The 10,330-nt window shown below is 61.5% G+C and carries 12 protein-coding genes; 5 read left to right on the top strand and 7 right to left on the bottom strand.

Going from position 1 to position 10,330, the window contains the following annotated elements:
* Window positions 1-443: 443 nt before the first annotated feature.
* The 3 genes from ACWGS8_RS32455 to ACWGS8_RS32445 form a co-directional block, all read right to left on the bottom strand.
* A complete protein-coding gene (locus tag ACWGS8_RS32455; protein ID WP_454584764.1) occupies window positions 444-1,502 on the bottom strand; it encodes a reverse transcriptase domain-containing protein in 1,059 nt (352 codons plus the stop codon).
* Window positions 1,439-1,969 carry a hypothetical protein gene (locus tag ACWGS8_RS32450; protein ID WP_454584766.1) on the bottom strand — a complete coding sequence of 177 codons (531 nt, stop codon included), beginning with the start codon at window positions 1,967-1,969 and terminating at the stop codon, window positions 1,439-1,441. Before ACWGS8_RS32450 ends, ACWGS8_RS32455 begins: the two co-directional genes overlap by 64 nt.
* A 650-nt stretch (window positions 1,970-2,619) precedes the next feature.
* Entirely contained in the window at window positions 2,620-2,763 is a 144-nt protein-coding gene (locus ACWGS8_RS32445) for a hypothetical protein (RefSeq protein ID WP_454584760.1), read from the bottom strand.
* A gap of 118 nt (window positions 2,764-2,881) precedes the next feature.
* Between ACWGS8_RS32445 and ACWGS8_RS32440 the strand changes: the two genes are divergently transcribed.
* The 3 genes from ACWGS8_RS32440 (at window position 2,882) to ACWGS8_RS32430 (ending at window position 4,551) form a co-directional block, all read left to right on the top strand.
* A complete protein-coding gene (locus ACWGS8_RS32440; RefSeq protein ID WP_454584759.1) occupies window positions 2,882-3,127 on the top strand; it encodes a hypothetical protein in 246 nt (81 codons plus the stop codon).
* 699 nt (window positions 3,128-3,826) lie between these two features.
* Window positions 3,827-4,150, top strand: coding sequence for a DUF736 domain-containing protein (locus ACWGS8_RS32435; RefSeq protein WP_352778180.1), 324 nt, complete (start codon window positions 3,827-3,829; stop codon window positions 4,148-4,150).
* Window positions 4,151-4,209: 59 nt separating this feature from the next.
* Window positions 4,210-4,551: a hypothetical protein gene (locus ACWGS8_RS32430; protein WP_454584758.1), complete on the top strand. Its 342-nt coding sequence runs from the start codon at window positions 4,210-4,212 to the stop codon at window positions 4,549-4,551.
* A gap of 857 nt (window positions 4,552-5,408) precedes the next feature.
* Here the strand turns inward: ACWGS8_RS32430 and ACWGS8_RS32425 are convergent.
* Complete coding sequence (locus ACWGS8_RS32425) at window positions 5,409-5,870, bottom strand: hypothetical protein (protein ID WP_454584757.1); 462 nt, start codon at window positions 5,868-5,870, stop codon at window positions 5,409-5,411.
* Window positions 5,870-6,571, bottom strand: coding sequence for a ParA family protein (locus tag ACWGS8_RS32420; protein ID WP_454584756.1), 702 nt, complete (start codon window positions 6,569-6,571; stop codon window positions 5,870-5,872). Before ACWGS8_RS32420 ends, ACWGS8_RS32425 begins: the two co-directional genes overlap by 1 nt.
* A 437-nt stretch (window positions 6,572-7,008) precedes the next feature.
* Here ACWGS8_RS32420 and ACWGS8_RS32415 point away from each other — a divergent pair, with 437 nt between their 5' ends.
* Window positions 7,009-7,326 (top strand): hypothetical protein, encoded by a 318-nt coding sequence (locus ACWGS8_RS32415; protein ID WP_454584755.1) that lies wholly within the window; start codon window positions 7,009-7,011, stop codon window positions 7,324-7,326.
* On the top strand, window positions 7,323-9,593 hold the full coding sequence (locus ACWGS8_RS32410) for a relaxase/mobilization nuclease domain-containing protein (protein ID WP_454584754.1): 2,271 nt from the start codon (window positions 7,323-7,325) through the stop codon (window positions 9,591-9,593). Before ACWGS8_RS32415 ends, ACWGS8_RS32410 begins: the two co-directional genes overlap by 4 nt.
* A 130-nt stretch (window positions 9,594-9,723) precedes the next feature.
* On the opposite strand, the gene ACWGS8_RS32405 is transcribed toward ACWGS8_RS32410, so the two are convergent.
* The gene (locus ACWGS8_RS32405; RefSeq protein ID WP_454584753.1) at window positions 9,724-10,005 is read right to left on the bottom strand and encodes a helix-turn-helix domain-containing protein; all 282 of its coding nucleotides are present in this window, start codon (window positions 10,003-10,005) and stop codon (window positions 9,724-9,726) included.
* Window positions 10,002-10,325, bottom strand: coding sequence for a type II toxin-antitoxin system RelE/ParE family toxin (locus ACWGS8_RS32400; protein WP_454584752.1), 324 nt, complete (start codon window positions 10,323-10,325; stop codon window positions 10,002-10,004). The genes ACWGS8_RS32405 and ACWGS8_RS32400 overlap by 4 nt, the downstream gene beginning before the upstream one ends.
* Between the last annotated feature and the right edge of the window lie 5 nt (window positions 10,326-10,330).

The following is a 10,330-nucleotide window of genomic DNA, read 5'->3' as shown; positions in this document are numbered from 1 at the left end:
TGCGGGCGATCGACGCCGAGGCCGAGCGCTACTGGCAGAGCTGGGGCTTCATTCCCGCACGGGACAATCCGTCGGTGCTCATGCGCTCGATCCAGGACGTAAGCCTCTGGCTGGCGGACAAAGGCCAGTAGCTCCATGCGCGTAGCGCCTTCGACAGCGGCAGGGTCCGGGCGCGCCGGCCTGTGGCCGGCCGGCTCTGGTCGCGGCGTCCCGCCGCTCCCCGCGCCGGCTTCGCCGTCTCGGCCTTCGGGTGACGATCCCTCGCGCAGGGCCAGAGGGAGAGGGCGGCCGGCGCGGGGCGGGGACGCTGGAGAGAAGTAGAGTAGGAGCACAGCGCCTGCCTGCCTCGCGGCGAGGTGGTTTCTGCGCTCCTCTCACCGAACCGGACGTGCGAGTTTCCACGCTACCGGCTCTCCATGCGCGGCTTACGCCACGGGTGTCCCTCATGCGACCATGAGGGCGTTGAACGATGCCCAGAAGCGGTCGGCTCCTTTGCGGAACTTCTCGGCGGGATCGTTCCATCCATTCGGTATGCGTATGCCCCGGTGTGGGAAGTGGATCGATCCACCTTCCCGGAAGAACCGCAGCGATTTCGGTCCGTCGACCCATCGCCAGCGGCTGTCGGGTGCTGTTGCGAGGAAGCGGCGACGCAGCTCGCGCCATGTCGCTTTTCGGTACTTCTTACGCAGCCATCGCCCGATGCGCTCCCGTAGCCACCAGTCCAGACCGGCGAAGTCCCGCGTAGCCCATGTGGCGTAGCGGTAGTAGTTTCGCCAGCCGGTGATAACTGGGTTGAGGTCGTCGATGAGATCGGCGAGGGATTGGCCCGTGGGCGTCTCCTTCACCTTGACTTTGATCTTGTGGCGGAGGTCCTTCAGCTTGCCCTTCGGGATGAAGAGATTGCCGACCATGTGTCCGGTGCGGCGTGCCTTGGTCTGCACCACCCGGTAGCCGAGGAAGTCGAAGCCTTCCCCGACCTTGGTGACTTGGGTCTTTTCCATCGACAGTTCCATGCGCAATTCTGTTTTCAGGAACTGCGCCAGCGCCAGCTTTTCCGCTTCGGCGTCCTCGCGTGTCCCGTCCGTCAGCACGACGAAGTCGTCGGCATAACGCACGGCGAAGAATGTCGGCCTGTTTCTCCGGCGGTCATATTGCCGCCGGTTGGCTGCATTCTGCGGTCGTTCGCGAGGTCGCATCGACCACCGCCCATATCTCTCGTCGATGGCCCCTAAATAGACGTTGGCCAGCAACGGTGAGATGATGCCGCCCTGCGGGGTGCGCGTGACAGGGTGGCGCACGGTGCCTTCGATCATGACCCCGGCCTTCAGGAATGCGAGCACAAGCCAGAGGACCTTGCGGTCCTTGATCCGGCGTCGCACGCGCTCCATCAGCACATGGTGATCGACGGCATCGAAGCACCCCTTGATGTCTCCCTCGATTACAAAGCGGTACTCAGAGGTGCCGCTGGCTGAGGGATGCAATTGCCGCTGGATTTTCGCCAGGGCATCATGGGTGCTCCGACCGGGTCGGAAGCCGTATGAGGTCGGATAGAAGTCCGCCTCGAGATCGGCTCCAGAACCAGCTTTAAAGCCATTTGCACCGGTCGGTCTCTGAGCGTTGGAATGCCGAGCGGGCGCACCTTGCCGGGCTTCCCCGGTTTCGGGATCAGCCTTTGCCGGACAGGCTCGGGCCGATAGGTGCCGTCGCGGAGTTCTCGTCGGATATCTTCGAGGAACTGCGCTACGCCGCCGGGCCGCTCTTCGACCTTTTTCCGTGTGACGCCATCGGTGCCCGGTGTGCGACTGCCCTTGTTGGAGGACAATCGCCGCCAGCTTTCCGCAAGCGTCCTGCGGTCGCATACGATATTAAACAGATCTGCGAACACCTTGTCGGCGTCCGCAGTACTCCACCTGTGAAGCTTGCGCAGCATGTTGAGGACAAACGCGGTGTTCACCGCATCGGGCTTCATCGGCCCACCTCCTGCCGGCTTGCTTCACTCACTGTCCCCCTTCGCCATGTGGACGGCTTTCCCGTCTTCGGACTACTACGGAGACTCCGCCCCCTGCCGTGCCGGTCATCGGTCGCCTCGATCGTCTCGCGCCATCCGGCGGGAGAGAACACGGCAAGGTTCCCAAGTTCACCTGATGTCCCTTCGCCTGCCTTAGGGACCGACTTTACCCCGTGAGAATTCCGACCAGCGGCCACCGCAAGCTGGGCTGCTGACTGACACACGTCATGACGTGTGCCCCTGATCCCTGACTTACCAGCAGGGATCGGCGCTTCTCCGGCCCTTCGGCCGATCCGCCCACCTCCGATTTGGCGGATTACATGTTGCAACGAGGCGTCCAACATCGGTTCGATTACTCTTCCCATAACAGGCATGCTCGCCGGACCGGCCCTGGGCGGAAGTCCCGGACCGTCCGACTTTGACGGGTTCTGCTGATTTATGGCTCACCGGAGGCACCCGGGTTACCTCACCCGTCTGCTTCAACCCCCGCGCTTGCGGCACGTTGGCGGCGGGGTCTTCCACCCCGCAGGGGCAACAAATGCGCGTGACGGATTCCACTCGTCACTCTTGGCGCACGGAAAGTCACGATGTCGATGATATTCATAGGTGGATCACGCGAGATATTCGAGCTCCCGGAACCTGCCATCACTCGCATCGGCGCAATCGTTGCTGCCGAGCACGGCGTGCTGATTGGCGATGCGTCTGGAGCCGATACCGAGGCGCAGGGCCTGCTCGCGGGCTACGGCTACGAACATGTCGGGGTATTCCATGCCGGCAAGGAACCACGCAACAATCTGGGCGACTGGGCCGCCTACCCTGTTCTCTCCCGAGGGCGCCGAAGGATACTGGCTCCACGCTGCCAAAGACCGGGAGATGGCGCGGCGCGCCGACTTCGGAATGATGGTCTGGGATGGCGCATCGCCAGGCACGGCCGTCAACGTGCTTCGGCTCGCCATCGCGAACAAGCCGTGCGTCATTTACGATCTGGCCAGGGGCAGCATGGCGACGACCTACAACGTGGACGACTGGTGCGCCATGCTTCGCCATGCTGGCTCGGACATTCGCCGCCAAGCCGAAGCCCGCATGATGCCGGATGAGCGTCTGGCGTTGCCAGGATGATGTCCACGCTATCCACCGGCAGGCCCCATCCGATATGCTTGATCCAGCCCCCCGCGCGCCAACTTCGCTGTGTGAACGTCCGGAGCCCATCCCTTTCGACGCCGGCCCACGCGCGACGGCAGGGCATGTGCAGATGATCAATCCTGGTCCGTCTCGCATCTGAAGCGGGTGCAAGCGTACCGGACATCCGCTCTTACACAGTCACCCAACTTCGCTGCGAGGAATCGCCACTGAGCGGTGTGAAGTTCGCTGCCAGCCGACTCCGATCTCAAAACCCCTGTGCCGCCACGAACACGCAAGGCGGTTCGCGCGCCGTGCTGCGATTCGAGGTATTGACGATGCAGGTGACGTGACCCGAGAAGCTGGCGAGGCAGCATGTTCCGGCGATCCGGCAGCGTTGCGGCCAAGCGATGGCGGCCTGGGTTCTTGTCCATCTGCCGCATCCGGGGCCATTCCCGTTTCATGTCGCCTTTGTAGACGACCGCCTGCTTTGTGCGGTCAACCCCCGTTGGGGGTACAGGCGGCGTAAATTCAGGAAAATTCGATTTCTGTTTTTTGTCTGCGGACAGGCGAAGGGCCTGCCCGCACTTTTTCGGCAAATAGAATTTTCCAGAATTTTCGCCGAGATGACCGCAGCAGGACGGCCCTCTCCTTTGGCGCCATCGGGAATGGTCCCGATGCAACCGAAGGAGAACTACCATGGCCACCACGATCGCAAACCTCACCACCAAGGCCGACGGCTCGATGGAAGGCGTCTTCGCCACGCTCCGGGTCAACGCCCCGATCACCCTCATCCCGAACCCCAACAAGTCGCGCGAGGACGCCCCCGACTACCGGATCGTAAACAAGCGCACGGGCTTCGAGATCGGAGCCGGCTGGCACCGCATCTCCCAGCGTTCGGGCGAGGAGTACCTCTCGGTCAAGCTGGAAGCCCCCGAGATCGGCGTGATCTTCGGCAATCTCGCTCCCGCCCCGGGTGGCGAGGAAAACAAGAAGGTCATCCTCTGGAACAACCCCCAGTGAGGCATCGGAAGCCGGCCCCTCGAGGGGCCGGCTTCCCCACCCGGCAAAAGGAGGTTGCAATGAGCCGCTACACCATCACTGTCACTGGCACCGTCACCGGACAGGTCCGCTCGGATCCAGACGCTGTCATCGGCTACGACCCGCCGCTTCGGACTTATTTCCTGCAGGCGTTCCCCCACGAGGTAACCGACGAACCCGCGCTCTGGCTTGGCACCCACGACCACGCGTTCAAAGCGCTGGAAGATCTTCACCAGGCTGCCGTAGCGCACGGCTACGACTTCATACCGCTCCCGCACGGCATCGCCACCAAGCTGGTCGACGATAAAATCGCTGGTGGCGATCGCCCCGCGCGCGATGGCGCCCTGCGCGAGCTTCTGTATCACCTCGACGATCTTGGCTAGACGACGCGGTCCCCCAGTCAAGTCATAGCGGGAACTGTGATCTGGCAACCTTTCTTCTCCGATGTTTCGATCGTTCAGGGGACAAACCCTGTGAATCGAGAAGATGACCCGATCAAAAAAAGCCCGTCGCGGGAGAAGCGGCGGCCCTGATGGAGACAACGGCCCGGGAGCAGGCGAACCACCGAAACCAAGATGCAAACCAATCGAGCCCGCGAATATTTGATGCACAATACCAAACTCTGCATGGCAAAATTCGTATTCAACAGGTGCCGGCACCCGGCGGGTCCGATCAGAGATGGACAAACTGTCCGTCCGGGGTGATCTGCGGAATGAGATCGAATTCGTCCCTGTTGGCAGTGAGGATCGGCAGCCTGGTGCGCGCGAGAACGCCGCCAATCACGCCGGCCTCGATCCAGATTTGGGGATCGTAAGAAAGGGGTTTGCCGGAACCGCATCGAAAAGAACTGCCTAGTGGTCACGAACCTTGCGCCATCCCGAGGCAGAGAAATTGGCGACACCAGCGGCAAGCTCCCCGAGGTGCAGGCTGCCTTCGCCGCATTTCTCAGGCAACGGGCCCTCAGACTGATAGAGCATGATCAGCGTTCCGGCGACGCGGCGCGGGCCAAGGAATTCAAGAAGCCGAGGCGGGCGGCTTATCCAGCAGGAGGACGATCCTGCCGCCGGGCAAACGACGGTCAGCCTCAGACGGCGTTGAGGAGCGATCCGATCACGCCGGCAAGCGCCGGGGTCGATTCCAGCCCCTTCATCGGATGTAAGAGCCGGCCGATGGTCAAGTGAGTTCCGATTTGATCGATCGCCGTCGTCGTCGCCGCTTTGCTAATAGCGCCGGCCCTGGTTCACCTGGTTCTGTCGACAGCTTCCTGTACCATCTTCGCCAGTTCCTCGCGGACTGACGAACGGGACCGAGCACACAAGGCCTTGAATGCCAGTGCCACTTCGAATGGAACACTCGTCTGCAAGACCATGGTTTCGCCAGTCCTCTCGGCCTTCATGGGTTTTGGGGGGCGGGCCGCTCGGGTTGGAGCGCGCGCCGGCGCTGCTGCCGCTTCAACAGGGGCCGGCGGTGCAGCATGATCTTCCGGCACGACGGCCTTATCCCCAGAGGGCGCGCTTTCAGGCGCTGTCGCCTGAGGATCGACCTTTGCCTGTTCGACCAGACTAGGAGGGTTTGCGAAGGATTGCGGGTCGAGACTAGCGAGCTTCGAAAACGGACCAGCACGCTTCGGAAGCGTCGGAAGCCTGCTCTTCGCCGTTTCCGGTTCTGCTATGGCCGCGGCCTTGTTTTTTTTGGAGTCCATCAGGCAGCCTCCTCACCCATCCGTCGAATTATCTCGGCTGCCACAGTGTTGGTCTGGTCTCGCGCGTCCTGGATGGCCTTGTTCGTACCGTCCGTTTCATAAAGGCTGCCCGCGGTCGCGATCGCTTGAAATGTAGGTCGATAGGATAGGAAGCTATCCATGACATGAAGCCCGGCCGTTTTGAGCCGATCCATTGCGAGCCTGACGGCCGTCGTCCTTGCATCGATCCCGTTCACCGCATTGAGCAAGATGCCGAACGGAATTTTGCGGTGCCGTCCACCCGCAAGCCTCACCTGGTCGACCATGCCGATGGTCCCGTTGACATCGTACATGTGCGCTCGCGTGGGGATCAGAACGAAATCGGCAAATGCAACAGCCGATCCAACGGCTGCGGCAGCGGTTCCCTGAATGTCGACCAGCACGAGCTGGTAGTCGCCCGGCTCTTCCAACGTTCTGGCAAGATCACCAAGGTCTGTGATCGCCTGGACTTCGATGTTCTTCAGCGTGTAGCCAGCCTTCTTGCTGGTGTCGTACCAGTTGGCGGCCGACCTCTGCGGATCGGTATCGATCACAAGGACCTTGTAATCCCCTGCGGCGAATTCCCCCGCCAGCAGGATGGTGGTCATCGTCTTGCCGCAACCACCCTTGGGCGAACCGATGGTGATCACGAATGGTCGTTCGTCATTGTCCGCCGCCGCCATACTCATTCTTTTCCCTCTACCTGGAACGCCCGTCTATGGAATTCGCTGAAAGCTATAACATCGTCCGATGAAGTCATGATGTGGCCATGAGACACAGATCCCATGAAACGCGGAACTAATCTAGTCATGGGCTCATTAAAACATGAGATGTGACCCAATGATGGTTATCACTCGCTGGCGTCATTGGGCGAAAAAGGGGGTGGCATCGAAGCTTCTAAGAGGAGTGTGCTTTGGGATTAAGTTGACAAGATACGCAATTTGGGTCCAAATCGCTGAGCAGGTCGTCGCTTCGCTTCGACCTGGATCGTCTTCGACGGGGAGGCCACCCGTCATAGTGAGGAATTTTGGATACCAGACGGCCGCATAAAGATCCTCGAAAGCGCTCCCGGATCGATCTCGGACCGGAGGCGATCGCGCTCCTGGATGAGGCTTCCAAGGTGTTCCAACTCGACCGGGCCGAGACGTTGCGGCGCATTATCCGCGCAAGCCTGGATGTTGGTCCGGCTCTGTCCGCTGAGAATTCACGAACTGTGGCGGCCTTGGCCTCGCAAGTTCGAATGGTCGGCCGAAACCTCAGCCAGCTCCTACACGCCATTCATTCTGGCCGCGCGGTTCCCGTGGAGGCGGCGTTGCCGGTATGGGAGGCGCTCGACGAGAGGGTCAGAGCTGTCGACGCCGAGTTAACGGCGATGACGATCGCCCATGGGCTGAAACTTCGGAAGGCGGCGCATCTGCTGGACGGTGAGGAAGCGTGACCCTCGACCAGTCCTCTATTCAGGCCATTGCAGATAGGATTCGCGCAAGCGCCGCCGTCGAGGCGGAGAATCGAAAGAGTCGCCACCAGGCCGCTTTATCCTTTGCGAGCAATGACGATGATTGGTTCATCAAAACGGTTCGCGGCCGGCGAGGGGATGGCGGTTTCGGCGCAAGCCGGCCGTCGGAACCGACTGTTCCGAGCGCGGCGGCGCGTGAACTGGAGCCGCCACGCGGCAAGGCCGGGCGGCTAAATCTAGCGCTTCCCACGAAGCGCCCTCCGCTTGCCGGCGGTCCCGCAGAGAAGGCGGTCGCCAGCAAGCTCGCGTCGGGTTATCAGCCGGCCGTCCTGAAGGTGATTTCCTATGGGCATGCCGTCACAAGAGCGACCGCCATCGGCCAATACATTCAGAAGGAGGGCGTCAGCCTCGAAACTCATGATACCCGCATCCTGGCGACGCAGGAGGCCGTTGCCGAAGAGATGAAACAGTGGGCCAAGGGCTTCGACAAGCGGCGTGAAAGCGAGGATGTCGCGACGTTTCGGCTTTCGGTGGCAGGGGAGTTGAGTGCCGAGCGGCTAAAGCACGCCGTTCAGGCTGGATTTGCCGGCCACGGCTACGCCTATCGTATCGACATGCTGCAGGACGGTTCGACCATCGCACGTGTGGTCGCGACCATGGCCGGCCACGATGTCGTCCAAGGGCAGGACGGGGACAAGAAGGTGAAGCACCGGTTTCACCTTTCCGACGCACGCCAGCCTGATCGCCAGTTCTCGGCACCGACCCGAGCCATGATCGCCTCGCGGATCTCCGAGGCGCTTGGAGTCAGCGAGGATGCCGTATCGGTCAAACCACTTGGAGAACCCAGCCACGGCAAAGCTGGCGTCGTGTTCCAGCTCTCGCGCCTTACCCATGACGGGGCGGCGATCGGCGCCGACGGCGCCACGATCGCCGCAGAGGAGGCGGTTCGGCAGACCGCCCAGTCCTGGGATAAGACGCTGAATTCGTATAAGCCTCGCGACACAATGCACATGATCCTGTCGGCCAAGGCCGGCGAGGACAGGGAGGCGCTCGTAAGGGCAGCGCGTGGGTTCCTGCATGAGCAGTTCCCCAATCACAAATTTGCCTTCGGCATGCATGCCGACATGGCAGAGGAGGGGGGACATATTCACGTCCATGCCATCGTGGCGGTGAAAGGCGAGGACGGCCAGCGCTTGCGGCCTGGCCCGGCCCAGCTTCGTGAATGGCGGTCGCTCTATGCCCAGCATGCAGAAGCGCAGGGCATGAAAATCGTCGCGACCTCCGCGGCCTATCGTGCGTCATCACAAAGCTATGGCCCGCGTGACAAGGCGATTGCCGCCGCAGCCGACAAGCCACGGCCCGGGAGGGAGGCACGTGACCGCGCCTATGCCCGTGCGAATCCGCATGTCATCCACAAAGCCCGCCAACGCATCAACCATGCAAAGGCCAATCCCATCAAAATTCCGGTTTCGGCGCGTCAGCTTCAGGCCACCCAGGCGGGCCTTCAGGACTGGGAATCGGTTGCTGCATCTCGGCCGAATAGTGCGATAGCGAGTCAATTCAATGATCGGATGACGCAGGCCGTCCGGTCAGGTACTATCGTGGTCGCTATTCGGGATGGAAAGGGTATTCGAATGAGTTCAGATGCCACCGCAGACCAGATGCGGGAAAACCTTAAGGAGATCAATGAGACGGTTAATAAGACGGCCGCCATGATGAACGGCCAGACCAAAGCCGAGTTCTTGCGGCGGGCGGCGCCCACAATGGAGTTGCTTGCGATCCGGACGGATCTTAAATCGATCCAGGAGCGCGGCGTAACGCATGTCAGCGAGCATGAGGCGCATCAGATCGCCGGCCCACGTGCTGAAGCTCTAATCCACCGCGCTCAAGAGATCGAGGCGGCAGAGCGGCTTGAGGCCGATCGCGCCCGCGAGATCCGCAATCGCGCCATTGAGCAGCAGATACGCGACGAACGTGCTGGATCGGCTGATCCGACCTCGCTTGAGCAGGTTGCCCAAGACCGTGAAATGGTGCGCAACGCCGAAAGCATCGCTGCGAAGGAAGCGCGCGAGGCACAAGTCGCAAGCGAAGCCGCGCGATCATTGGCACAGAATCCCAGCGAGCGGCTTGATCCCGAGATCGTCAAAGGCGAACGGCTCGAAGAACTGCAGCGCCTGCAGTCGAGGAGCATCAACACCGCTCCAGTCGAAGGCGAAGAGCCGGATTCACAAAAGCCGCAAAAGCAGTAGTTGCCTCGTCATGCACCCTGCGTGGCTCGTTGTTCCCTAAGCCGGGCTCTGGCAGCGGCTCCGGTCGGCACACGCTCGCGTCCAAACGCGGATGTACTCCGAGGAAAGACGAGGATTAGACATCTCGTGATTAGGCAACTTCCTTCACCCGGATTTCTATATCCAGGTGAGCGGAGGCGGCGATGTTGACGAGCGCGTCAAGCGAGAACTTGGCGAGCTTACCCCGCAGCAGATCATTGATACGAGGGCGCGTCAGGCCGAGCCGCTTGGCGGCTTCCTCCTGGGGAAGGCCCCAACGCTGGACTGCCTTACGGATTTCGTAGAGTAGCGCCGAGCGCGCCTTGAGGTTTGCTGCCTCCTGTTCGGTGTCCGCCAGGGCGTCCCAGACGTTCTCATAGATTTCTACGTTCATCGTTCTGCCTTCCATCGTTTTAGCCGTTGAGCCGCCAGATCGAGGTCTTTCTTGGATGTGGCCTGTGTCTTCTTCTGGAACGCATGAAGCACCAAAACGCGGTCCTCCATCGTTGCCAGATAGATGACGCGGAACGCTCCCGATGCCTCCCGGACTCTGATTTCCCTGACGCCGGCCCCCACGATCTGCATAGGTTTCCAGTCGTCGGGATCGTCGCCGCGCTGGACAAGTTCGAGCTGCCAGCCGGCCTCTATCCGCGCATCGTCAGGAAACGCTCGAACATCCGCCCTACTGCTTCCAAGCCATTCAATCACCTTCATCGGGG

The organism is Mesorhizobium sp. 43Arga, assembly GCF_053714255.1.
Note: the sequence above shows the minus strand (reverse complement) of the source record. Positions and strands in the feature narration are given on the sequence as shown.